At 65.2% G+C, this 24,038-nt stretch carries 19 protein-coding genes and 1 tRNA gene; 12 read left to right on the top strand and 8 right to left on the bottom strand.

The window, feature by feature from the left end:
- Positions 1-209: 209 nt before the first annotated feature.
- On the top strand, positions 210-953 hold the full coding sequence (locus GGR90_RS10055; protein WP_167921294.1) for a hypothetical protein: 744 nt from the start codon (positions 210-212) through the stop codon (positions 951-953).
- A 50-nt stretch (positions 954-1,003) separates the two neighbouring features.
- Positions 1,004-1,276, top strand: a complete 273-nt coding sequence (locus GGR90_RS10050) for a hypothetical protein (RefSeq protein WP_167921293.1) — start codon at positions 1,004-1,006, stop codon at positions 1,274-1,276.
- 58 nt (positions 1,277-1,334) lie between these two features.
- On the opposite strand, the gene GGR90_RS10045 is transcribed toward GGR90_RS10050, so the two are convergent.
- Positions 1,335-1,607 (bottom strand): helix-turn-helix transcriptional regulator, encoded by a 273-nt coding sequence (locus tag GGR90_RS10045; RefSeq protein WP_167921292.1) that lies wholly within the window; start codon positions 1,605-1,607, stop codon positions 1,335-1,337.
- A 164-nt stretch (positions 1,608-1,771) separates the two neighbouring features.
- On the opposite strand from GGR90_RS10045, the gene GGR90_RS10040 reads away from it, so the two are divergent.
- The 3 genes from GGR90_RS10040 to GGR90_RS10030 all read left to right on the top strand — a co-directional run bounded on the left by GGR90_RS10040 (position 1,772) and on the right by GGR90_RS10030 (position 3,714).
- Positions 1,772-2,650: a thermonuclease family protein gene (locus GGR90_RS10040; protein ID WP_167921291.1), complete on the top strand. Its 879-nt coding sequence runs from the start codon at positions 1,772-1,774 to the stop codon at positions 2,648-2,650.
- A 66-nt stretch (positions 2,651-2,716) separates the two neighbouring features.
- Positions 2,717-3,199, top strand: coding sequence for a hypothetical protein (locus GGR90_RS10035; RefSeq protein ID WP_167921290.1), 483 nt, complete (start codon positions 2,717-2,719; stop codon positions 3,197-3,199).
- Complete coding sequence (locus tag GGR90_RS10030; RefSeq protein ID WP_167921289.1) at positions 3,199-3,714, top strand: hypothetical protein; 516 nt, start codon at positions 3,199-3,201, stop codon at positions 3,712-3,714. Before GGR90_RS10035 ends, GGR90_RS10030 begins: the two co-directional genes overlap by 1 nt.
- A 231-nt stretch (positions 3,715-3,945) precedes the next feature.
- Here the strand turns inward: GGR90_RS10030 and GGR90_RS10025 are convergent.
- Together GGR90_RS10025 and GGR90_RS10020 are read right to left on the bottom strand one after the other, a co-directional pair.
- A tRNA-Ser gene (locus tag GGR90_RS10025) sits at positions 3,946-4,035 on the bottom strand.
- Positions 4,036-4,127: 92 nt separating this feature from the next.
- Positions 4,128-7,361 carry an amidohydrolase family protein gene (locus GGR90_RS10020; protein ID WP_167921288.1) on the bottom strand — a complete coding sequence of 1,078 codons (3,234 nt, stop codon included), beginning with the start codon at positions 7,359-7,361 and terminating at the stop codon, positions 4,128-4,130.
- Between the two features lie 135 nt (positions 7,362-7,496).
- Here GGR90_RS10020 and GGR90_RS10015 point away from each other — a divergent pair, with 135 nt between their 5' ends.
- The 5 genes from GGR90_RS10015 to GGR90_RS09995 all read left to right on the top strand — a co-directional run bounded on the left by GGR90_RS10015 (position 7,497) and on the right by GGR90_RS09995 (position 12,858).
- On the top strand, positions 7,497-8,675 hold the full coding sequence (locus tag GGR90_RS10015) for a CoA transferase (RefSeq protein ID WP_167921287.1): 1,179 nt from the start codon (positions 7,497-7,499) through the stop codon (positions 8,673-8,675).
- Positions 8,676-8,748: 73 nt separating this feature from the next.
- Complete coding sequence (gene yghU / locus GGR90_RS10010; RefSeq protein ID WP_167921286.1) at positions 8,749-9,624, top strand: glutathione-dependent disulfide-bond oxidoreductase; 876 nt, start codon at positions 8,749-8,751, stop codon at positions 9,622-9,624.
- 168 nt (positions 9,625-9,792) lie between these two features.
- The gene (locus GGR90_RS10005; protein WP_167921285.1) at positions 9,793-10,236 is read left to right on the top strand and encodes a TadE/TadG family type IV pilus assembly protein; all 444 of its coding nucleotides are present in this window, start codon (positions 9,793-9,795) and stop codon (positions 10,234-10,236) included.
- Between the two features lie 2 nt (positions 10,237-10,238).
- The gene (locus GGR90_RS10000; protein WP_167921284.1) at positions 10,239-11,861 is read left to right on the top strand and encodes a TadG family pilus assembly protein; all 1,623 of its coding nucleotides are present in this window, start codon (positions 10,239-10,241) and stop codon (positions 11,859-11,861) included.
- A gap of 91 nt (positions 11,862-11,952) precedes the next feature.
- On the top strand, positions 11,953-12,858 hold the full coding sequence (locus GGR90_RS09995) for a PAS domain-containing protein (RefSeq protein WP_167921283.1): 906 nt from the start codon (positions 11,953-11,955) through the stop codon (positions 12,856-12,858).
- On the opposite strand, the gene GGR90_RS09990 is transcribed toward GGR90_RS09995, so the two are convergent.
- Complete coding sequence (locus tag GGR90_RS09990; RefSeq protein WP_167921282.1) at positions 12,855-13,931, bottom strand: MBL fold metallo-hydrolase; 1,077 nt, start codon at positions 13,929-13,931, stop codon at positions 12,855-12,857. The two genes, GGR90_RS09995 and GGR90_RS09990, sit on opposite strands and share 4 nt — an antisense overlap.
- A 163-nt stretch (positions 13,932-14,094) precedes the next feature.
- Here GGR90_RS09990 and GGR90_RS09985 point away from each other — a divergent pair, with 163 nt between their 5' ends.
- Both GGR90_RS09985 and GGR90_RS09980 read left to right on the top strand, forming a co-directional pair.
- The gene (locus tag GGR90_RS09985) at positions 14,095-15,300 is read left to right on the top strand and encodes an acyl-CoA dehydrogenase family protein (protein ID WP_167921281.1); all 1,206 of its coding nucleotides are present in this window, start codon (positions 14,095-14,097) and stop codon (positions 15,298-15,300) included.
- A gap of 111 nt (positions 15,301-15,411) precedes the next feature.
- Entirely contained in the window at positions 15,412-16,551 is a 1,140-nt protein-coding gene (locus GGR90_RS09980; protein WP_167921544.1) for an acyl-CoA dehydrogenase family protein, read from the top strand.
- Positions 16,552-16,624: 73 nt separating this feature from the next.
- On the opposite strand, the gene GGR90_RS09975 is transcribed toward GGR90_RS09980, so the two are convergent.
- The 4 genes from GGR90_RS09975 to GGR90_RS09960 form a co-directional block, all read right to left on the bottom strand.
- Positions 16,625-19,024 carry a TonB-dependent receptor gene (locus tag GGR90_RS09975; protein ID WP_342449926.1) on the bottom strand — a complete coding sequence of 800 codons (2,400 nt, stop codon included), beginning with the start codon at positions 19,022-19,024 and terminating at the stop codon, positions 16,625-16,627.
- A gap of 89 nt (positions 19,025-19,113) precedes the next feature.
- On the bottom strand, positions 19,114-20,052 hold the full coding sequence (locus tag GGR90_RS09970) for a FecR family protein (protein ID WP_167921280.1): 939 nt from the start codon (positions 20,050-20,052) through the stop codon (positions 19,114-19,116).
- Positions 20,042-20,563 carry an RNA polymerase sigma factor gene (locus tag GGR90_RS09965; RefSeq protein WP_167921279.1) on the bottom strand — a complete coding sequence of 174 codons (522 nt, stop codon included), beginning with the start codon at positions 20,561-20,563 and terminating at the stop codon, positions 20,042-20,044. Before GGR90_RS09965 ends, GGR90_RS09970 begins: the two co-directional genes overlap by 11 nt.
- Positions 20,564-20,796: 233 nt before the next feature.
- Positions 20,797-24,012, bottom strand: coding sequence for an autotransporter family protein (locus GGR90_RS09960; protein WP_167921278.1), 3,216 nt, complete (start codon positions 24,010-24,012; stop codon positions 20,797-20,799).
- Positions 24,013-24,038 lie beyond the last annotated feature (26 nt).

Raw genomic sequence — 24,038 nt, 5'->3', positions numbered from 1 at the left:
GACCAGCGGGACAAATGTCGGTCATTGTGGGTAGGGAATCAAGCGGAACTGCTCTCGATTTGAGAGTTTCACCCATCCTTTACCGGCTACGGCTATCTGGTCGCCAGCCCCGCCGCATCAGCGACCCGATGTGGCGGGGCCACCGAACAACTATCGGCGCTTGTGTAAACTAGCTATAACGCTGGATGACAGCAGTAGGGGGCGGGCCTGTGAAGCGTTTTATCTTACTCGTTAGCGTGGCGATGCTTGTGCCTGTCGCAGCGAATGCAAAGGTGCTGCTCGATGTTCGCGCCGATGAGACGCAATCCTCGCGCATGTTTTCCGGCACCGAGGCCGTAACAAGCGTCATGGAGCGCTCGGTTGTCGGAGTCATGGAGGACCGCGAGCCGACAAAAAAGCGCGCGTCTCTGGTGGTGCTGACGCGGAACGTCGGCGAGGTTCCCTATAATTTTGGACCTGAAAACATCTCGGTTTCCGCGCAGGGGGAAACCTTCGTCGTCCTGACATATGACCAGCTTCTGCGAGAAACGAGGAACAAGGCAAAGTGGCGACGCTTGGCGGGGGCGCTGGCGGCGGGTTCCAATTCCGCCGCGGCCTCGAATGCCGGGAGTAGCAACGGCACTTTCTCCGCATACGGAAATGACGGGTCTTACGCGCACGGGAACTACAGCAGCTATGACGCTGGCGCAGCTCAGGCCGCGCAAGCGCAGGCGAATCGCGACAATCAGCAAATGATGCAAACGATCCAGCGCAATGAGCAAGCGGCTGTCGCTGCCCTTGACGCCAACATGCAGACGTCCACCGTGGACCCTGGCGGTTCGTTCGGTGGCCGGGTCGCAATTGAGATTCCCAAGGCTCTGAGAAAGGTGAAGCAGCCGACTCCGGCAGTTATCACGATTGCCATTGGGAGTGACGTCCACAGGTTTCAAACGATGATCGTTCCTGCACAGTGACAGGTGCCCATCGGGCAAGGGAGACCAAGCTGCCGTATTGGCCTGCGGCCATGCTGCGTAAAACCGCTGCGGCCTATCTCGACATGTCGGAAGCGGCGTTTGAGCGTGAAGTGGTCTCAGGGCGTCTGCCTATGCCGATCTTCTTTGGTGGAAAGGAGCGGTGGAGCCGTGAGCAAATCGACGTGTATCTGTCGAACTTGACCGATGGCGGGGACTGGCGCGCAACCAGCAAACTCTACGCCGGGAGCAACGACTGGCGAAGCAAAAGCCCTGTCTATAATCCAGAATTGGCGCAACCTGAGCGGGGACGGCGCAAAAAATGAGGGCGGCAAGGTTTCCCCCGCCACCCTCCGATGAGCGCCTCGCTCCCCCGTTATATGGTCAATTCCCGGCAGCCCAAGCGCGTATCTCGCCTGCGCGCCAACGGGGCTGCCCCGGTCGATCAACGAGGCTAGGGAAACCCGGCGTCTTGCGGCGCTGATAGAATGTGGTTTGACCGATGCCGAGATAATCGCGGACCTGCGCGGCGCTCCACAGTTCGTCTGCGTCGGATCGTTCGGCCTGTTGCGGCACGACGAGTCCGCGCTCGGCCAACTGGTCGGCAAGGGCGCTGGCCAGCTCGCCAATGTCAATGTTGAGGGTTATCACGCTCACTCTCAGATTCTCCTATCGTAAATGGCACCGGCTCCGCGCGCCGTGTAGGCGCCATTAGCTGATCCTCCATCGCGTCGGCTCGATTCCTCGCGGCGCCGGGACGATGACAAGGGATTGATCCTCCGCCGCCGCCGGGTTTCGAGCTGGAGCCGACCGGCGAAGTCGTGGACGGCGACACAATCCGCCTGACCGACAAGCGCAATGCCCGCCTGTCGGGGTTCGATGCTTGGGAGTCGGACCAGATCGGCTATCGCCCCGGTCGTGGCCCGCTGCGTATCGGCGAGCAGTCCACGAACGCGTTGGAGGGGTTCATCACCCCGCAGACCGATGTGCGCGGCATCGGCAAGCAGACGTTCGGTCGCCCCGTCGTTATTGCCCGCGACGGCGATCTTGATGCCGCGCTGCCGATGCTGTGGCAGGGGCACGGCCTCGCCGCACCCGAATATCTCGCCGACGATCCCGGCCGCCGTGGGCAGTATCTGGAAGCCGAGCGTCTTGGCCGCCTGAACCGGCAGGGCGCGCACGCTACCGAATATATGACTCCCGACGTCCACCGCACGGCTGACCGTTGGAACCTGAAAATCCGTCCCGGCGAGGAGGCGGTTTATACCAGCGACCTGCCTGAGTTGCGGCCCGAGTTTCAGCGCCTCACCGACGAGGAGGAGCGTGATTTCTACGGCTTCCTCGCCAGCCAGTCGGGCAACAAGAATTTCAGCCAGGCGGACCTTGACGCCTACTGGAAGAGCAAGGGGCGGCAGGCATCCGAAGCGGCGGCCCCCGAGTTTATCGCAGACATTCGCAAGGGCCAGAAATTCGGCGCCATTGATTATTCCAGTTGGGACGCTGCGACGCTGGCGGATTTCAAGAAACAGAACGCGTTCGCCGGGATGCGGCCCGAAGTGCAGGAAGCCTATGGCACCATGCTGACGTCGCCTGATGCCAGCCCTGAGCAACTGGAGCAGTTTGCCGAAGTGAACGGCATTCCGCCACCGCCTCCCGGGTTCGAGGTCGAGGCGCTGCCTCCGGGGTTCGTGCTGGAGTAATCAAGGGGACCCTTTTCCGCATTCTCGCGTCGTGCCATATGTTTGCTCCAACGCGGAGGGGCGGCAATGAAAGAGAACCAATCGGACGTCGTTCCATACTACGATACCAACCGGCGCGACTATGAGGCCTACATGGCGGAGGCGGCGCAACGTCTGCAATTCCAGCACGATTTCTCACAGTCTGCGCTCAAAACTTTGGTGCTGGTCAACGGGGGCGCGATCATCGCCCTATTTACATTTCTCGGCCACGAGCGAGCGGCCTTCGATCTGCTTTGGTTGAAACGTTCGTTCGCGTCGTTTGCCGGCGGCCTCGGGCTCGCGATGTTCGCATATTTTGGCGCGTTCTATTCGCAGGCCAGTTATATGCTCGCAGTCCACAAGCAAGCGATCAATTCGCGGTCTGCGATGGCGAGGCTCGATCATCGAGAGGATGAATCCTCAGAGGAGAAGCGGGGTGACACTTTCTTGAAGGTCGGCGTCGGTGCCGCTCTACTTTCTCTCGGAAGTTTTGCTGGCGGAGCAATAGCCGCGTTGATCGGGCTTGCTTGATGGACAATTGGGTCATCGCCGGATTGATCGTCGCGGTCATTTTTATGTGCTTGAGAATTTTGGAGCAGTTGCCCAAGTCGCGGCAAGCCGAAAATTTCCGCTTTGAATTGCCGGATGAGTGGGTCGCGGTAGAAATAGACAACGTGATGGAGAGCGATTTCAAGATCGCATTCATCGACGGGTGGGACGCAGGTCGAGGATTTTCGATCTACGGCAAGGTGCTGCACCGAGATGAGACCGTCATTGACGCGCTTCATCTACCCGAGCGGATCGGCATTATTGTCGGTCCAATGACGGACTGGTTTAAAGAGTCACGCATCGGCGGGGTGAGGATTTACGAAAGCGGAGGATGCGAGGTCTTCATGGGTCTTCCCACCGATCTCGCTCAAGCCCTCCTCAACGAGCTTCGTAGAGATTCCATGCAAATCGTCAGGCTCGGAATCAAAAAGGTTCGGGGGAAGGATGGGCGCGAGAGTTTTGGCCTGTTTTCTTTCGAGCTGTCCAAGCCTTTTTGAGTGCGAGCGACGGCGGCTGGATTGGTGAGGGAAGCGCCGCAACGATCGGGCGGAGTGGTTCGGCACAGCCGATAAACCAGCGGGGGCCTTCTTCGGTTGGCGCACGCTTCCCCTGCCGGCGAATATATCGCGAAGCGCGCATAAAGAAAACCTTATGTGGGCACGAATGAGGGAACGATTTAAGGCCTCGGTCGAAAAGGCCAATCATTTCAATCCGCTAAGGGAAAGAAATGGAGGAGAGTGAGGGATTCGAACCCTCGGTACCGTTGCCGGCACTTCGCATTTCGAGTGCGACGCTTTCGACCACTCAGCCAACTCTCCTCGCTGAGAGGAGACGCCCCTAGCGGCGGTCCGCGAGACTTGCAACCCTCTCGTCACAATTTCGCGGGGCCGCCGCCGCAAGGGCGCGCCGGTCAGGGCTTGTCGGCTTCCCACCAATAGGACGCGCGCGTGCGGTCGCCCGTCGCGACCTCGTTCATCGTCAGCGGATCATAGAGGTGTCCGCCGAGCATTACGCGGTGGATTTTCTCGGTGTTGCGGATGTCCTGCGTCGGGTCGGCGTCGAGGATCACGAGGTCGGCGAGCTTGCCCGCCTCGAGCGATCCCACATCCTTGGCATAGCCGAGCGATGTTGCAGGCATGATCGTCGCGGCGCGCAGCGCGTCGATATTGCTCCAGCCGCCGCGTACGAACGACCAGATTTCCCAATGCGCCCCGAGCCCCGATTGCTGACCGTGCGCGCCGATCGAGACCATGCGGCCCGCCGCGGCGATCTTGCCCGCCTCGCGCGCCGAATCATCGTCGACGTAGTCGCTTTCCGGAGCGATCACTCGGCGCTTGTTGTTCGCGGCGAGTTCGGCCGGCGGGATATGCTTTGTCAGGATCGGATGTTCCCAGACGTTGGTATGCGCACGCCAATAGGGATCGCCGGCGGGGCCGCCATAGGTCACGACCAGCGTCGGGGTGTAATCAACCTCGGTCTGGCCCCACAGCTGGACGAGGTCCTTGTAGAAGATGTCGAGCGGAATGTTGTGCTCGACGGTCGAGTTGCCGTCCTGGATCAGCGTCACGTCCTGCGTGAACAGCGAACCGCCCTCGGGCACGACGGTCATGCCCTCCATCTGCGCGGCCTTGACGACCATCTGGCGCTGGTCGCGGCGCGGCTGGTTGTAATTCTTGACGCTGTGCGCGCCTTGCGCCTTCAGCCGGCGGACGTGCGCGAGCGCGTCGTCATAGCCGTTGATCTCGGCATAGACGCCCGCCGCCTTCGCGCCATAGATGACCTCGCCGGTCGAAAAGATGCGCGGCGCCAGGATCAGGCCGGCGCGCTGCATTTCGGACGAGACGAAAATCTCCGACGCGCGCGACGAGGGGTTATGGCTCGTCGTCGTGCCCATCGCGAGATTGACGATTTCGGACCAGTTCTGTTGCGGGACCAACTCGTCGTCGCCGTGCGATCCGTGCGCGTGCGCGTCGACGAAGCCGGGGACGATCGTCTTGCCCGCCGCATCGATCGTCACCGCGCCCGCAGGCACGGTGATCGCGCTCGCCGGGCCGACCGCGGTGATCCGGTCGCCGTCGATGACGATCGCGCCATTTTCGATCACCCCGCCGTCCTTGTCGGCCATCGTCACGATCTTCGCGCCGGTAATGACGACGATGCCTTCATGCTTCGCCGCCGCTCGTGTCATCGACAAGGAGACGCCATCGGTCGGCGGCGTGAATTTCGGCGCCTTGTCGTCCATGGGCGCGCTCGCGAAGAGGCTTGCGAGATCGGCGCTGAGCAGCGTCGCGCCGCGGCTCCAGTGCAGGCGGCGACCGCCGTCCGACCAGTGCATATATTCGGCGCCGCTGCCCGAAACGCGGGTGACGGGGAGCGCGCCGCTCTTGATGCCGAGCGACACATCCTGTCCGCCGGGCATCAACGGGGTGACATAGGCGTCGTAATTCTGCCGGAAGGCGAGCGTGCGGCCGTCGGGCGAAATCTCGTAATCGCTGACGAGCTCGCCACTCGCATGAACGCGCTTGTCCTCTCCGTGGAGGTCGGTGCTGACGAGCTGGCTCTTGCCGCCGCCCGCGGTGACCATGAACACACGGTCGCTCGTCGCGCCGAATTGCGGCTTGGCGCCGTCGCTAGCGATCCGTTCGGCCGCCCCGCCAGCGGCGGCGATGCGATAGACGCCGGGGTCTTCGCCCCAACGCTCCGAGGTGAGCCCCCCGCCGCCGCGCCGCTCGAACACGATCGTCTTGCCGTCGGGCGAGAAGCGCGGTTCGGCATAATGGCCGGGCGTCCCGGTCACCTTGCGCGAGTTGCCGCCGCCCGCGCCGGTGACGTGGATCTCGCCCAGACCGGCGTCGGTCCAGCGCACGAAGACGAGCGACTTGCCGTCGCGTGACCAGCTCGGCCACAGCTCCATCGCGGCGTCCTTGGCGCTCGTCAGCCGCCGCGCGGTGCCGCCGGTCGCGGGCTTGACCCAGAGCTTGCCGAGCGTTTCGAAGACGACGCTGCGGCCGTCGGGCGACACTTCGGCCCAGCGCGGCATTTTGGTGGCGAAGCTGTCGGGCGCGACCTCGACCGCCGGGTGCGTCGCATCGACGATCACGCGGTCGTCATTGATGCTGAACGGAATGATCCGCGCCTCGCCACCGTTACCGTTCACGCGGCGCAGCTTGCCGCCGGCCCAGAAGACGATGTCGCGGCTGTCGGGGGTCCACGCCATGTTGGGATAGACGCCGGTGACCGCCCAGGTTTCCTGCACATCCTGGTCGAGCGCGTCATAGACTTTTTTCTCGACGCCCGAGGCGAGGTCCTTGACGTACAGCTTCGACTGCGTGCCTTCGCGCCGGACGAAGGCGAGGCGCTTGCCGTCGGGCGAAGGAGTCGGCCGCACCGCGCCGCCGGGCCCTGACGCGGCGGTGCTGATTTCGCCATCGCCCAAGTCATAGCGTTCGATGTGGAACAGGTCGGTGTTGCTGTCCTGTGCATATTCGAAGATCGGGCCGGGGGTGACGTTGCGCGTATAATAGACGCTCTTGCCGTCGGGAGCGAAGATCGGCTCGCCCAGCTCCTTCTGGTGCTTTTCATTGGGCTTCTTGACCAGCGGCACGCCCGCGCCGCCCGAGACGTGATACATCCACACCTCGCCGGTGCCGAGCGAGCGTCCGGTGGTGAAATGTTTCTTGGCGACGAGGAACTGGCCGTCGGGCGACCAGCTCGGCTGGTTGAGCAGGCGGAAATCTTCTTTCGAGATTTGGCGCTTGTCGCTGCCGTCGCGATTCATCAGCCAGATATTGTCGCCGCCCGCGCGGTCGGAGACGAAGGCGAGGCGCTGGCCGTCGGGCGAGAAGCGCGGCTGATGCTCAAAGGCGAGCCCCTCGGCGATTCGCGTCGGCGTCCCGCCTTCGATCGGCATGGTGTAGATGTCGCCGAGCAGGTCGAACGCGATCGTGCGGCCGTCGGGGGCGACATCGACGTTCATCCAGCTTCCCTCGTCGACCGACAGCTGAACCTTGCGCGTCGCGAGGCCCGGCGGGGCGTTGACGTCCCACTTATCCTCCTTCTTCGCGTCGGCATCGGGCGCGGCTTGCGCCCAGACCGAGGTTGAACAAGCCAGAGTCGCCGCAAGGGCGAGAGCGAAGCGCGCCATGATATTATCCCCGTTTGAAATTATGTGCCGAGCATATGGTCCGGGCGCGAACATGCAAGCGGCAGCTTTCGACGAAGGCGCTGGCAGGCTCGACGGGCGGCTGCTAGCCCGTCCGAAACAAGCCGGGAGGGCGATGTGCCGCTGACAGGAATCCGCGTACTCGATTTTGGTCGTTATATCGCAGGGCCTTATTGCGCGGCCTTGCTCGCCGACTATGGCGCGGACGTCATCCGGATCGAGGCGCCGGGCGGCAACGACGATCGCTATACCGTGCCGGTCGCCGAGGACGGATCGGGCGCGATGTTCATGCAGATGAACCGCGCCAAGCGCGGCCTGACCTTGAAGCCCGGCAGCCCCGAAGGCCGCGAGATTGTCCGCCGCCTCGCCGAAACCGCCGATGTGGTGATCGCCAACCTGCCGCACGACGCGCTCGTCAAGCTAGGCCTCGATTATGACAGTATTTCCGCGATCAACCCGCGCATCATTCTCGCGACGGCGTCGGCGTTCGGCAGCGAAGGGCCGCTCGCCAGCCGCGTCGGCTTCGATGCGGTGGGACAGGCGATGTCGGGAACGGTGCACCTCACCGGCACGCCCGACCAGCCCTATCGCGCGCAGGTCAATTATGTCGATTTCGGCACCGCGCTCCACTGCGCTTTCGGCATCATGCTCGCGCTGCGGACACGCGAGGCGACGGGGAAGGGTCAATGCGTGTCGGGATCGCTGCTCGGCACCGCGCTCGCGCTGTCGAACGCGCTCACAATCGATCATGCGCTGAACGGCATCGACCGCCAGCCGCTCGGAAACCGGGCTTTCAGTTCGGGGCCGACCGACATTTTCCGCACCCGCGACGGGTGGATCGTCACCCAGATCGTCGGGAATGGCATCTTCGCGCGCTGGGCCGAACTCGTCGGGTGCCCCGAATTGATCGACGATCCGCTATATGCCAGCGACATTTTGCGCGGCGACAATGGTGAGGAGCTGAGCACAATCATGCAGCGCTGGTGCATCGAGCGGACGAGCGCCGAGGCTATCGCGGAAATGGGCGCGGCGCGGGTTCCCGCCGCGCCGGTATTGCGCGCGGGTGAGGCGCTGGCGCAGCCGCAGGTGGCGGCGATGGGCTTGGTCGAGCCGGTCGATTATCCCGGCGCCAACGGCGCCCTCCCGGTGATCCGTGCGCCTATTCGCCTATCGGGCATCGACAAGGCGGTCGCGCGGCGCGCGCCGCTGGTCGGCGAGCATAGCGATGCGATCCTTGCCGAACTCGGATATGACGCCGAAGCGATCTCGGCTTTGCGTGCGGCAAGGATTATTTGAACGGGAAGGGTGGACAAACGGCAACCGCCACTTAAGTTACCGGTCAGTATAAAAATCAGCCGAGGAGCTCCCGATGACCGACAACAGCGAATATGTGCCGCCGAAAATCTGGACGTGGGACAAGGAAAGCGGCGGGCGCTTCGCCAATATCAACCGGCCGGTCGCGGGCCCGACGCACGACAAGGATCTGCCGATCGGCAAGCATCCGCTCCAGCTCTATTCGCTCGGCACACCCAATGGCGTGAAGGTCACGGTGATGCTCGAGGAACTGCTCGCGGCGGGCCATGCGGGCGCCGAATATGACGCCTGGCTGATCAATATCGGCGAGGGCGACCAATTTTCGAGCGGTTTCGTCGGCGCCAATCCGAACAGCAAGATCCCCGCGCTTGTCGACCGCAGCGGGGCCGATCCGATCCGCGTGTTCGAATCGGGCGCGATCCTGATCCATCTCGCCGAAAAATTCGGCGCTTTCCTGCCGACCGATCCCGCAAAGCGCGCCGAAACGCTGTCGTGGCTGATGTGGCAGATGGGCAGCGCGCCTTTTCTCGGCGGCGGTTTCGGGCATTTCTACGCCTATGCGCCGACGAAGCAGGAATATCCGATCAATCGCTATGCGATGGAAGTGAAGCGCCAGCTCGACGTGCTCGATCGCCAGCTGGCGGAGCATGAGCATATCGCGGGCACCGACTATACGATCGCCGACATGGCGATCTGGCCCTGGTATGGCGCGCTCGCCAAGGGGCTCGTTTATGAAGCCGGTGAATTCCTGCAGGTCGACGATTACAAGAATGTCCAGCGCTGGACCGACCAGCTCGCGGCGCGCCCGGCGGTGAGGCGTGGGCGCATGGTCAACCGCGTGACGGGCGATCCGGCGAGCCAGCTTCGCGAACGCCACGACGCGTCCGACTTCGAGCTGCGCACGCAGGACAAGTTGGAGGACGCCGAATGATCGCATTTTGCGCGTAGCGGTGCATCGCGGCGATTAACCACACGGCAACATGGGCCGTTTTGCCGCCGATTGCCGCGATGTGACGCGCGGCGAAATCCTGCAAAATACATAAAGGCGGCGTCGGGTCTTCTCGACGCCGCTTTCATTTGCCCGCGCCATTCTGGCCGCATGACCGGTTCCAGCATATTTTCGCGGTGCGTCCGCAACATCGGCAAGGCAGACCTTACCCTGGCGCGCGAGGAGCGCGGCGCCGCCATCGTCGAAATGGCGCTGGTGCTGCCGCTGCTCCTCGCGTTGCTGATGGGTGTCCTCGTCTACGGCCAATATTTCATGCTCGCGCATAATGTGCAGCAGGCCGCCAACGACGGCGCGCGGGCTTCGATCGTCGGCCTCGACGCCGCCGACCGGAGCGCGGTCGCGAACCGCGCGGTGGCGCGCAGCCTGCAAGCCGTGGGCGGCACGCACAGCGTCGCGATATCCGAAACCGGCGAGGCGATTACCGTCGCCGTCACTTACACGGCGCCGCAGGACAGCTTGTTGCGCTCGAGCTTCGTTCCGTCGCCGGGTGAGGTCATTCGCGCCCGCGCGACCTTCGAATTGCCGGTCGATTGACGATGCTTTCCGCCCTGCGCCGCCTTGTCCGCAACCGCCGTGCGAGCATCAGCATCACGACCGCCTTCGGCATGACGATGCTGATCGGGTCGGCGGCCTTCGCGGTCGACCTCGGTTCGCTCTATCTCGACCGGCGGAAGTTGCAGGGGATCGCGGACGCCGCGGCGATGGCTGCGGCCGGGCGGCCGGGCGAGGAGCGCGCGGCGGCGGAGCGGATCATCGCGGCCAATTGCGATTGCGGCATCGCCATCGCGGCTTTGATCCCGGGCACTTACACGGCGGATCCCTCGATTCAGGCCGAACAGCGCTTCAGCGGCGGCGGCGCGTCGCCGAATGCGATACGAGTCACGCTGACGCGCAATCGCCCGCTGTTCTTCGGCAGCTTTCTGACCGGCCGGCAGGATAGCATCATCCGCGCGACCGCGACGGGCGCGCGGCGCGGCTATGCCGCCTTTTCGCTCGGATCGCGCGTCGCGGCGCTGAACGGCGGCCTGCCCAACGCGCTGCTGTCGGCACTGACCGGCAGCGAGGTCAGCCTTTCGGTCATGGACTATAATGCGCTCGCGAGCACCGACATCGACCTGCTCGCCTTTTCGGACGCGCTCCGGACGCAGCTCGATGCCGATGTGCTGACGTTCGGCCAAACGCTAAACACGCAGGCGACCTTGCCGCAAGTGGTATCGGCGCTGGCGAGCGCGTCGGACGGGCAGGCGGCGAGCGCGCTCGAACATATCGCCGATGCCGCGCTGCCGCGCGCGCTGCTGCCATCGCGGGCGATCGACCTCGGCCCACGCTCGTCGAGCATCCGCATCGACGCCGCCAATCCGGTGAAGGTCAACGCGCTCAGCCTCCTTCGCGCCATGTTGCTCCTCGGCAATGCGAACCGCCAGGTCGACCTGTCGCTAGCGGGCAACCTGCCCGGCGGATCGGGCGTCGATATCGCGCTGCTCGTCGGCGAGCCGCCCGCCGACTCGCCGCTCATCGCGGTGACCGATACCAATGATGTCATCGTCCGCACCGCGCAGGTCCGGCTGAAGGTCGATACGCGCGTCGCGACACCGCTCGCCAGCGTCCATGTGCCGCTGCTCGCCGAGCTCGGGTCGGCCTCGGCGCGGATCACCGACATCGACTGTGCGCCAAACAGCGGCGCCGCGGTATCGCTCGGCGTCGTGACGTCCCCTGCGATGGTCGCGATCGGGACGGTTCCCGACAGCGATTTCCAGGACATGCAGCGCCCGCTCGACCCTCAACCCGCGCGCGTGGTAAAATTGCCGCTCGTCAGCATCGACGCGCGGGCCGAGCTGACCCTGTCCGACCTCGATGAAAAGCCCGTCGCCTTTTCGCGCAGCGAGATCGACGAGGGAAAGGTGAAGACGGTGTCGAGCACCGGGCTGGTCGCGGGCGCGGCGGGGTCGCTCGCGGACGAGATGGAACTCGACGTCAACGTCCTCGGCCTGGCCCTGAACCTGAAAGCCTTGACGAGCGTGGTCGGCGAAACGGTCGCGCTTGCCGCCCCGGTGCTCGACAGCGTGCTATCGGACCTCACGGGCTTGCTCGGCTTGCAGGTCGGGCAGGCCGATACGCGGATCAACGCGCTGCGCTGCGGCAAGGCGCGGCTGGTCTGATCCCGCGCAGGGTGGCGCCATTAGGGACCTAATGGCGCGCCCGATCACCCCTCGCGGGCCCTATAATGGTCGTAAGACTTTGGGGGTGATCGTGGCGACCGCACAAGAACCACAGCGCGTATCGGCGGCGGATTTCATTCGCGGCTTTGCCAATTGGCGATTGCAGTCGGCGCGCAAGCCCGTCGTCGTGACGCATCATGGCAAGGATGCGCATGTGCTGATCTCGCTCGACGATTATCGCCGTCTCGACGGCAAGATGGCGCGCGATGTAGCCGCGGCGTCGGATCTGCTCCAGGCCTCGCTTGCCGGACTCGTCGAATCGGTCCGCGACGCGGTGATCCTGATCGACCGGCAGCGGCGCATCGTAGCGGTCAATCCCGCGGCGTCCGATATGCTCGAAATGCCGGCGGCCAGCCTGATCGGCGAGGCGCTGATCGCCGCGCTGCCGTCGCTCGGCGACAGTCTCGTTAGCCACCATATCACCCGCCTGCTCGGCCACAGGGAACGCTTTTCGGGCGACCTGCCCGGACTGTTGCGACCGCGCCAGTGGCTGCACGTCGATCTGGTTCCGGCGCCCGTCGGCGGCGCGATCATGCTGCGCGACATCAGCGAGGCGATGGAGGATGTTGCGGCCGGCGGAATGCGCGCCGCGATGCTGAATGCAATCGAGAGCGATGGCGGCATCGGTCACGCCCGCATTTCGGTCCGCGAAACGGTGGAGTCGGCGAATATGATGCTCACCGCGCTGGTCGGCGTCGATCCGGCCGCGATCCGCCGCGTGCGCTTTTCCGCGCTTTTGGCGGTCGGGCAGCGCGCCGCCTTCGTCGAGGCGCTCGAATCGGTTTTCCGCTCGGGCGACCCGGCCCGCCTCGCGTCGCAGATGGTGACGCGCGACGGGTCAGCCGTCGACGTCAACCTGACGATCGCGGAGGTGCGCGGGCCCTATGCCAGCGAGGGCGCCGTCGTGCTCGTTACGCGCCTTCAGGACAGGCCCTAAAACCAGCGTCCGCGTTCGATTGCCGTGCCCTTCGCGGGTAGCGAGAAATATTCGCCATCCTCGCCGACGACGATCGGTCCGTCGAGATGATCCTCGGCCCCATCGAGGAAGGCCGCGTCCAGATAGGGCGAGGGCATCGACGGCACGACATGGCTGAGCACGAGCATCTTCACCCCCGCGGTGCGTGCGCTGTCGGCCGCTTGCGCCGGGCTCGCGTGATAATCGAGGATGTCGCGCATGATCTGCGCGGTCTGTTTGCGGCCGACCTTGTCGAGCTGTGCGGCGAGCGTCTTCACCATCTTTGGCTGGAGCGCCTCGTGGATCAGCAGGTCGGCGCCTTTCGCGGCCGTTTCGAGCGTTTTCGATCGCGCGGTGTCGCCGCTGATCACGACGCTGCGCCCCTTATAGTCGAAGCGATAGCCGACCGAGGGCCGCACCGGGCGATGATCGACCGCGAAGGCGGTGACGCGCAAGCCCCCGGCATCATAAACGACCGTCGGCGAGGCCGGGAGGTCGAAAGACATCGCGACCGCCCCGGCGGCGGCGGGCGGCGTGATCTGGGCACCATGGTGCGCGGTGCGATACCCGTTATCGAGCGCGTAGGCGGCGTTGAACCCCGCGATCACCCCCTCGACGCCCGTCGGGCCATGGACGGGCAGGGGCGACCGGTTCCCGCTGGCGGTCCAGCGCAGCAGCATCATCGGACCCATGCCGTCGATATGGTCCGAGTGAAAGTGCGTGAGGAAAAGCGCCCGGATTTGGCCGTTGGGCAGGCCCATCAGCGAAATATTGCGCGCCGCGCCTTCGCCCGCATCGACGACGAACATCGCCTTGCCCGCGATGACGACGGTGCAGGACGCCGCGCGCTCGCGCGCCGGAAGCGGCGAACCGGTACCGCACAGGCCGACATGCAGTCCGTCGGGGAGGGTGGCGAGCGGATCGCGCGCGACGCCGCGCTCGACGGCTCGGTCGAAAAGCCACATGCCGATCGGCCGCTGGAACAGCCATGCTGACAGCACCCCGACGCCGATGATCGCCGCGATCCACAGCGCGGCCCGCTGATTTCTGGTCATTCTTCGCCCCCTCCCGGTCCGCACGCGGCTTGTCGCACATGCTGGACAAGCGGCGATGATAGGCGCAATCATCGGGGCAAGGAAGGTTGCAAGTCGCAACTTGCCGTTTACGTAAAGGTGAGCGTCCATTATAAGGGCGCCAATGCCCAATGGGAGATTCGCGATGGACATGGAATTCAGCCCCGAAGATTTGGCCTTCCAGCAGGAAGTTCGCCAATTCATCGCCGAAAATTACCCCGCGGAACTCCGCGGCAAGCAGGACGAGGGCGAAGAATTGTCCAAGGAGGATTTCCTCGCCTGGCACAAGATCCTTCACAAAAAGGGCTGGATCGCGCCCGCCTGGCCGGTCGAATATGGCGGCACCGGCTGGACGCCGACGCAGCGTTTCATCTGGTCCGAAGAAACCGCGCGCGCCGACTGCATTCGCCTGATGCCCTTCGGTCTCGCGATGGTCGGCCCGGTCATCTACAGCTTCGGCACCCCCGAGCAGAAGGCGCATTTCCTGCCGCGCATCCTGTCGGGCGAGGATTGGTGGTGCCAGGGCTATTCGGAGCCTGGTTCGGGCAGCGACCTCGCCTCGCTTCGCACGACGGCGGTTCGCGCCAATGATTCTGGGGGCGACGATTATATCGTCAACGGACAAAAGACGTGGACGACCCTCGCGCAGCACGCCGACTGGGGCTTTTTCCTCGTCCGCACCGACAAGGATGCCAAGCAGCAGGAAGGCATTAGCTTCCTTTTAATCGACATGAAATCGCCCGGCATCACCGTGCGCCCGATCATCACGCTCGGCGGCGAGCATGAGGTTAACGAGGTGTGGCTGGAGGACGTCCGCGTGCCGGTGTCGCAGCGCGTTTACGAAGAGAATAAGGGCTGGACCTGCGCCAAATTCCTGCTCGCGCACGAACGCACCGGCATCGCCGGCGTCGCGGCGTCGAAGCGCGGGATCGAGAAGGTGAAGGACATCGCGCGCACCGAACTCGACGGCGACAAACCGCTGATCGCCAATGCCTTCTTCAAGCGCAAGCTCGCCGAGCTCGAGGTCGATCTGACCGCGCTCGAATTCACCGAACTGCGCAGCCTCGCCGGCGCCAATGCGGGCAAGGGACCGGGGCCGGAATCGAGCCTGCTCAAGATCAAGGGCAGCGAAATCCAGCAGCGGCTGACCGAACTGACGCTGGAAGCCGTCGGACATTATGGCGCGCCCTACTTCCGCGGGTTCGGCGAGGGCGATAACGAACATCCGATCGGTCCGGACTATGCGCACCGTGCGGCGCCGACCTATTTCAACATGCGCAAGACGACCATCTATGGCGGATCGAACGAGATCCAGCGCAACATCATCGCAAAGATGGTTTTGGGGCTTTAACGCACCGGCGCCCATAAATAGGGACAGTCCCTATTTATCGCGAGCGCCGGGCCAGCCGCAATGATGATATCCGATAAATAGGGACTGTCCCTATTTATGAGAGGGCAAACAATGGATTTCACCTACACCGAAACGCAGGACATGATCCGCGACACGCTCGCCCGCTTCCTGAGCGACACCTATGATTTCGAGACACGCCAGAAGTTCATCAATGGCGACGGCGGTCGCGATCCGGCAATCTGGACCGCGCTCGCGCAGGAACTCGGTATGCTCGGCGCGCCTTTTGCCGAAGAGCATGGCGGCCTCGGCGGCGGCGCGCTCGAAAATGCGATCGTCATGGAGGAGCTCGGCAAGGTCATCGGGATCGAGCCCTATCTGCCGACCGTCGTCATCGCGGGCGGCGCGCTGAAGGCTGTCGGCGGCGCGCAGGCCGACGCGATGATCCCCGAGATCATCGCGGGCAATGCGATCGTCGCTTTCGCCTATGCTGAGCCACAGGGGCGCTACGATCTCGCCAATCTGCGCACCACAGCCAAAAAGGATGGCGCGGGCTATCTGCTGAACGGTCACAAGGGCGTCGTCTATGCCGCGCCTTGGGCGACGCACCTGCTCGTCACCGCACGCACCGGCGGCGGTCAGCGGGACAAGGACGGCGTCTCGCTGTTCCTGATCGACGCCAATCTGCCCGGCATCGTCCGCCGCGACTATCCGACCGTCGATGGCAGCCGCGCGTCGGAAATCTATTTCGAGAATGTCGCGATCCCCGGCGACGCGTTGCTCGGCGGCGAGGGCGCGGGCCTGCCGCTGGTCGAGCAGATCGTCGATGAAGCGACGGTGGCCGTCTGCGCCGAGGCGACCGGGGTGATGCAGAAACTGCACGAAGGCACGCTCGAATATACGCAGCAGCGCAAGCAGTTCGGCGTGCCGATCGCCAAATTCCAGGTGCTCCAGCACCGCATGGTCGACATGTTCATGGAGGTCGAACAGGCGCGTTCGATGACGATCATGGGCACGCTGAAGCTGGGCCTGCCCGCGAACGAGCGGATGGCGGCGGTGTCGGCGGCGAAGAACAAGGTCGCGCGCGGCGCGAACTTCGTCGGGCAGAATGCGATCCAGACGCACGGCGGGATCGGCATCACGCAGGAACTCGCCATCGGCCACTATTTCAAGCGCGCGACGATGATCGAGAGCCAGTTCGGCAGCGCCGACTTCCATATGGACCGCTATGAGCGGATCACGCTGGCGGATTGATGCGGCGCCGGCGGCGACGGGTAGCCGCCATCCTATAGGAACGTTCGCTCCCCACCCCAAAAGGGGGCCGTCGCTAATAAGCCACGTCCACCGCGATCCGCAGCGTGCGCGGACGCAGCGGGGTGAGGAAGCCCTCATTGCCCTCCAGGAACGGGGTTCCGAGCGAAAAGCGATTGCCGCGCGAATCGAACAGATTGGTGACCGTCAGCGACAGGCCGCGGCGATCGTTGCCGACGCGCATGGCGAGCCCGGTATCGACATAATCGCCCTGGCTTTCGCCGAGCACCGGCCCGATGCCGAGCCGCGAGGGCCCGATATAATTCGCCCAGCCGTTCATGCGGAAATCCTCGTCGCCGACCATCGTCGCGTAATTGACCGATCCGCGCACGGCATGGCTCGCGACATTGGGGATGCGGCCGAGGCGCGCCGGCGCGGCGGCGAACACTGGCAGAATCTGCGGCGACAGATCGTCGACGCGGCTGTGGTTGTAGACCGCGCCGAGTTCGAAGGTCAGCGCGGAGGTAGGCCGGACGGCCATGGCGCCGGACAGGCTGGTGATGCGGCCGTCGCCGATATTGGCGGTGGTCGGGAAGCCGCTACTGTCTATGAAATCCGCCTGAATATTGCGCCAGCGGCTGTGCGAGATCGAAATGCTCGCGTCGAGCAGGCTTCGGCCCTTGTCGCCGAAACGCATCCCGGCTTCCCAGGTGCGGACCTTGTCGTTGAGGAAACGCCGCACGAAATTGCCGTCGACCGCGAGGCCGCCAGGGCGGAAACCTTCCTGATAACGCGCATAGACCCGGACATTATCGAGCGGCGTGGCCAACAGCGAAAGCGACGGCAACAGGTCGGTTTCGTTGCGCGATGCGGTCGTCGCGCGGTTCGCTTCCGCCAGCGCGAAGGATACGCCCTCGGCCTCGCCGCCCAGCCGGGCGTGCGAGAGGCGAAGGCCTCCCGAGGCGATCAGGTCGGGCATGATTTCGACCGTCGCTTCGGCATAGCCGGTGACTTCGGTGATCCGGTTGGTCACGCCGGGCAGGACCGCGCGAAGCGGACCATAACCATATTCGCGGTCCTGCCGCGCACGATTGTTGACGAAGCTCGCGCCGACGACCCAGCCGAGCCCGTCGTGATATGGGCGCGACAGGCGGTTCTCGCTAACGAACATGCGCGTGTCATTATGCTGGTCGAGCACGCGCGGGACATCGGCCATGGGCGTGATCTCGACCGGGGCGAACAGACGCTCGACATCGACCGCGCCCATGACAGCGCCGGCACCGTCCCCGGCACCGCGCCGCGATTCGGGCAGGCTCGCATCGAACCGCTCGAAAAGGCGATGGTCGATGAAGGCGTTCGACGACTGGAAATAAAGATCGCCCCAATCCTTCATCACGACGATCGTGCCCATGCCGTAACGCGCGGTCGCATTCTGCTCGACCATCGACGCGCGGGTCAGCGGCGGCGCATCCTTGTCGGCATATTGCGCGTCGTCGGAGGTGATCGCCTGATAGATGCCGCCGAAATCGATCGTCCAGTCGTCGCCAGCTTCAAGCCGGAAGGTGCCTCTTCCGCCGCGCACATGCACCCGGTTGACGTCGTTCTGCCCGCGCAACGGATTGTCGATATAGCCGCCGTCGGTGAGCATATAGCCGACGAGGCGCAGCGCATGGCCGTCCTCGCCCACGGGCAGGTTGGCGATCGCGGCGATGTCGCCGCCGGGGTCGCCATGCTGGGTGACCGACAGGCCGGCGATCGCCTGGATGCTCATCGCGCGCGGATCGGGCGCTTTCGGCACGACGTGGATGATGCCGCCCAGCGAGCCCGCGCCATAGAGCGTGCCCTGCGGCCCTTCGAGGATTTCGACATTGTCGATGTCGTAGAGGCGCAGGTCCGGGTCGGGGGCGTTGTAGCTGAGGCGGATGTCGCCGAAATATTGACCGACGGTCGATTGCGTCGGGCCGGTGAAGCTCGAATCGGCGATGCCGCGGATGAACAGCTTGTTGCGTCCCGGGCCCAGATGCGTGGACGAAACGGTCGCGGTGCGCGAGAGGATCGAATCCATTCCGCGTTCGCCGCCGAACGCCAAATCGCCGCCATCCAATCGGGTGACGACGCCGGCGAAGTGCGAATGGGGAAGGTCGGTCTTCGACGCGGTGACGATGATCTCGTCGCGCGCGGCTGCGACCATGTCGTTCGACGGCTCGCGGGCCCGCGGCTGCGGCGCCGGTCGCGGCGGCGGTGCGGCCCTGGCGACGCGGGCGGGGCGCCGTTCGATGCGCCAGCTCGTCGCGCTCACCCGGACCGCGCGCGCATCGGAGCCCTCGAGCAGGCGCTGGATCGCCTTTTCGACGCTCATCCGCCCCCGCACCGGTTTGACGCGTGCCTGCCAGAGCTTCGCATCGCCGACGCTGATACTGACCCCGGCCTGCCGGCTGATCAGCGGAAGCGCGGCGGACAGGCTGCCTTTCGGCACGTCGAACGCACGCTCCTCCCCCGCCAGCGCCTGCGTAGGCAGGCACAGCGCTATCGCTGCGACGGCGAGGGAAAGGCGCGGGCGCGTGCTCAGCGGGTCAATATCCAGCCATCGCCTTGCCGCTCGGCCTTCGTCCCCGACAGCGCGGCGAGGTCGGCGATCGTGCGGTCGCGGTTCTTGTCGATGATCAGCGCGCCGCGGAACGACAGGTCGTTCGCGTCGGGCGCGATGCTCACCTGCATCCCCGCGGTGCGCTTCAGATCCTCCGCGACGACCGCAAGCGGCGTGCCGTTGTAGACGAGGAGCCCGCTGCGCCAGCCGCCCACATTCGCAACGTCGACGTCCTGCACCGCCGGCGCGTTACGATCGCCGTCGCGCGCTTCGATGCCCTTGCCCGCAACCAGCCGGACATTGTCGCGGTCGGGGTTATAGAGGACGATACCCTCGGACACCGCCACCGACGTCTGCCTGTCGCGGCGCACGACGTTGAAGGCGGTGCCAAGATCGACGATCTTTGCACCGCCCGTCTCGACGACGAAGGGATCATGCTCGCGGTGCACGACGTGGAACATCGCTTCGCCCGATTCCAGCCGGGCAAAGCGCGGGCGATCCTTGTCGATTTCGACCACCGAGGCGCCGTTGATCTCGATCTTCGACCCGTCGGCGAGTTCGACGGTGCGATGTTCGCCCGCTAGGGTCTCGATCCGGCCATCATCGCCGAACAGGCCCAGGCTCGACAGGCCGATCGCGCCGACCAGCGCCGCCGCCATAGCTCCGCCGAACCACCTGCGCCGCGACGGGTGATGGCGTGCGGGCGCATCGGTTATGATCGTGACGGCAGGCGCCGACGCGGACGGCAGCGCGTCGAGGTCGCGGTCGAGACTTGCGACCGCGTCGTAAACCGCGGCGTGCGCGTTATCCTCGGCGAGCCAGTCGGCAAAACCGTCCCAGTCGGTGAAATCGGGATCGCGCTGGCGGACCAGCCAGTCGATCGCGCGCGCTTCGGCATCCGTCCGTTCAACCTGCATCGAACTGCCTCCGGATTTCGGCGAGCTTCGCATAGACTTTGCGCAGATCGGCTTCGACGGTGCTCAGGCTGACCCCCATTTCGCTGGCAATATCGCGTTGATGGATTCCCTCGACGCGAAAGCGTCTGAAAATCCGGGCGGGACGCTCGCCCGTCGCCGCAATCGCACTTTCAACGAGCGCCAACTGTTCGCGCGAAATCAGCGCGCATTCGCTCGACGGGCTTTGCGTCGCCGACGCCTCGCCCCATGCCTTGTCGCGCAGCTCGCGCTGGCGTGCCGAGCGGTAGCGGTCGAGCATCAGATTGTTCGCGGCGCGCATGACATAGGGCAGGGGATCCGCAATCGGACCCATGCGCCGATCGGTCAGCCGCATCCACAGATCCTGAAACAGATCCTCGGCGCCGTCGCCGGCGCCGCGAACCTCGAGGAAGCGCACGATACGGTCGCGGTTGGCAAGCAACACGCCTTCGATGCCCTGGGCGGCGTCGGTTCGATCATGCGAATCGGTCATGGATTGCTTGCTTTGGAACGCCATCTTCCGTCGATTAGCGCCGCTTCGCCCTGCGCCATACGTCCCCCTGATGCTGCCGTCATATAGCGTCCATGCCCTGCGGCGCAACCGCGGCGGGGGGTAAGAGAGGATGGCCAGTGCGTGCATCGGTTTCTTCATTGATTCGCCAAGGCAAGGGGGAAGCGAGGGTAGGGGAGGCCGCTTCCCCCTTGCGGGCAGGGTCGGTCGGGGGGCTAGAGACCGACCCGCAGGCTCGCACGGAACGCCCAGCCGATGTGGCTTTGCTGTTCCTCGGCGGATACTTCGCCGGCGACCTGGAAGGCCGAATTGCCGGCGATGCCGCGGAAACGGCCGACCCAGCCGCTCGTGCGGTCATCTGGAACAAGGGTGAAGGGCGTGCCATCCTTGAACGACGCGGTCGTCGCGCCCAGCGCGCCGCTGACGATCTGCCGGCGGCCGCCTTCGAGTTCGAAGCGCGTCCAGCCGTCATATTCGTCGCCGCCGCCGAATTCGAGGCCGAGCGTCATCGTGCCCGATACGGCAAGCTCGTCGCTGTCGCGACTCAGGACCGTGAGGTCGAGCGCGTCGCCGCCACCCGTTTCCTGATAGCCATCTTCCTTCAGCTTGAAATAGTCGACCGCGACCATCGGGCGGAGCGTGAGGCCGCCGACGCGCGTGTCGTAGGCGAGCGAGCCCGAAGCCGACCAGAGCGTGGCGTCCCACTTGCCCTTCATCGTCTTTTCGATGTCCTCGGCGCCGGCCTCGGCGCGGAAGATGCGGGTGCCCTTCAGGCTGACCGGCGCGCCCGAGACGCGGGCGTTCGCCATGAAGCCGTCGGAGCGCAGGCGCCAGTGCAGCGCACCTTCGAACTGGCTGGTGCTGACCTCGTTGGCGTTGCTGCCGTTGCCGTCCTTGCCGCTGAGATAGGCGACCGAGCCGCCGAAATTGCCGACGTCGCTCTCGATTTCGGCGCCGAGCGAGATGCCCCAGCCGCTGACGTCATAGCTCGCCGTGTCGCCGACGCTCTTCGACGTGCCCCAGACCGCCTGGTTGACCCAATAGCCCCATTTGCCTTCGTCCTGAAACGGTGCGTTGGGATCCTGCAGATAGCGCGACAGGGCGCGCGAGCCCGAGGTGACGGTTTCGAACACGCCGCCTTCATGCTCGGGGAGCATCTGGCCGAGCTGGTTGCGGAACTGGTCGCCGTCGGTGATGCCGAGAAAGACGTCCTCGATTTTCTCGTCGGCGACGACGGCGTCGAGCACCGCGTCGAACGCGCCGCCTTCCGAGCGGTTGAGACCAAGCTCGGTCGTGCTCTTGCGCGACACATCGACGATCAGCTGCGTGGCGTTCGAGGTCAGCGTGCCCTTGTAGAGGAAGGGCAGCAGCGTCTGCGAGGCGGTCAGCTTGTCGGCGCCGGTCAGCGTTCCGGCGGTCAGCACGATATGCTGGCCCTCGGCCTGCTCGATGCTCGACAGTTTGAGCGCGAGCTTCGATTCCTCGCCGAAGCTGGCGTTGCCCGTGACCTGAAGCCCGGTCCCGGTGGCCCCGCTATCGAGCATCACGCCGAGCGTGCCCTTGTCGGTGACCGCCAGCGAGGCGATCGTCGCCTTGCCGCCGATGTCGAAGGCGCCGCCTGCGACCGAAACCGCAAGCCCCTGCGAATTGGCGAGCGTGCCGGAGAAGATCGAGGTGCCGCCGATCGTCAGCGTGTCGGTGCCCCCGCCGAAATCGGCGAGCCCGGTGAACTTCGAGGTTCCGGCCAAGGTCATCGCGTCGCTGCCGGCGCCGAAGCGGGCATTGCCAGCGTAGGTCGCATCGCCCGACAGCGCGAGCTTGTTGTCGCCGGCGCCGAAGAAGCTGTTTCCCTTCACCGAGCCGTCGGCGATGTCGAACACGTCGTTGCCGCCGCCGAAGCGGACGTCGCCGACGATGCTGGGCGCCGTGACGCCCGAGGCGACGGCTGTCTGCTTCACGGTCGCGCCGTTGTTGTTCGCCGACAGGTCGATCGCGATGTTGCGGTCGGACGAGGCGAGCGCGCCGGTCGCGCTGATCGTGCCGCTATTCTCGACCATGTCGACATTGCCCGACAGATCGACGATGCCGCGCGCGGTACCGCCGTCGCCGCCGGTCTTGGCGGCGATCGTGCCGCTGTTCCGGATCAGCGCAACGTCGCCGCCGGCTTCGACGATCACCGCCGTTGCGACCGCGCCAGCTTCCTTGCCGCCGGTCGTCGCTTCGATCTTGCCCGCGTTGCGGATTTCGGGGGTCGTCGCGCCGCTGCCGATGCGGATCGCCGTGGCGGCCTTGTCCTTCGACTTCGCGGCTACGCTGCCGGTAGCGCCGATACCGATGCCGCCGGCAATGGTGACCGCGCCGCCGAGGCCGCCGATCTGGATGCCGTTGCCGTCCTTGCCTGCATAAAGCCCGTCACCGAGCACGGCGCCGTCGATGATGAAGCCAAGGCCCGTGCCCGTCCCGGCGACCGCGCCGATCGCGACGTCGCGGTCGGCCGAACCGATGCGGATAGCCGCCGCCGAGCCGAAGGAACGCACGACGGCGTTGCCTTCCTTGGCGTCCTCGATCCCGTCCTTGTCCTCGTCCTTGTCGTCGGGCTTGGCATCCTTGGGGGCGACGGCGAGGACGATGCCGCCCGTCACATCGCCCTCGACCGACAGCGCGTTGCCGCCGATCAGCAGGTCGTCGGCATCGAGCTTCGAGGGGTCGGCGGGCGGCGTGGTGACGCGATAGCCGGTGGCGGCGAGATTGCCCTGGACGACCAGCGCGCCGGTGACGTCGCCGGCGAGGCGCGCGCCGATCGCATCGACGCCGATCGCGGTGATCGTGCCGGCGAGGCGGACATCGCCCGTGACATCCTGCAGACCGACGCCGAGCGCGCGATCACCGAGAACGCTGATCGTGCCGTCGTTGGTGAATTTGCCCGTCAGCGGACCGCCGAGGCGGATGCCCGCCGAGTCATTGCCCTCGATCGCGATCGCGCCCGCGTTGACGATGTTGCCGGTGAAGGCGCCCGCTGTGGCGATGCCGACGCGGTTGCTGCCGATCGCGAACGCGCCGTCGAGGTCGCCGTCCTTGTCGATGTCGGTCGCGGCATAGGTTTCGCCGATGGTGATCTTGCCGGTTGCGCCATTCGTGATGCCGCCCGACGTTCCGGCGCCCGCGAGGATGCCCGTCGCGCCATCGACATTGGCGAATTCGATCGTGCCGTCATTGACGACCTTGTGGTTGCTGTCGATCGTCACCGCGGGCCCGGCGACGGTCGGCTTGATCGACCCCGCCGAGGTGATCTTGATATCGTCGGGCGCCCCCGACTTGATCGTCGACGTGCGCACCGGTGCCGCCGTCGCGGTGGTGATCGTCGTTTCGGCATGGGCGGCGGTCGAAAGGAGGGTGGCCAGGCAGGTGGAGGCCAGCAAGGTCTTGCGCATCGGGTTCCTCTTGAGATCGGGACCGG

The sequence above is a fragment of the Sphingopyxis italica genome, from assembly GCF_011926545.1.
Classification (GTDB): domain Bacteria; phylum Pseudomonadota; class Alphaproteobacteria; order Sphingomonadales; family Sphingomonadaceae; genus Sphingopyxis; species Sphingopyxis italica.
The sequence above is the reverse complement of the archived record's forward strand: the minus strand, read 5'-3'. Positions and strand labels throughout refer to the sequence as shown.